Origin of the sequence: Rhizobium sp. 18055, assembly GCF_902706285.1 — a bacterium.
Lineage (GTDB): Bacteria > Pseudomonadota > Alphaproteobacteria > Rhizobiales > Rhizobiaceae > Rhizobium.
The window spans coordinates 1-426 of the sequence record NZ_CACSKD010000339.1; the positions used below are offsets into that span (position 1 = coordinate 1).

General features: G+C 62.2%; 1 protein-coding gene. It reads left to right on the plus strand.

Annotation, left to right across the window (positions count from 1 at the left end; translation table 11 throughout):
* The coding region (locus GVL52_RS32280; protein WP_200848029.1) for an adenosylhomocysteinase at positions 1 to 426 on the plus strand (426 nt) is incomplete at both ends.

Genomic DNA, 426 nt, shown 5'->3' on the forward strand with positions numbered 1-426 from the left:
GGTCGTGACCATGGAATACGCCGCCGACAAGGCCGACATCTTCGTGACCACCACCGGCAACAAGGACGTGATCCGCCACGAGCACATGGTGGCGATGAAGAACGAGTCCATCGTCTGCAACATCGGCCACTTCGACAACGAGATCGACGTCGCCTCGATCGAGAAGTACCAGTGGGAGGAAGTGAAGCCCCAGGTCGATCACGTGATCTTCCCGGACGGCAAGCGCATCACCCTGCTGGCCAAGGGCCGCCTCGTGAACCTGGGCTGCGCCACGGGCCACCCGAGCTTCGTGATGTCCAGCTCCTTCGCCAACCAGACCATCGCGCAGATCGAACTGTTCACCAAGCCCGACGCCTACCAGGCCGGCAAGGTGTACGTGCTGCCGAAGGTGCTGGACGAGAAGGTCGCGCGCCTGCACCTGAAGAA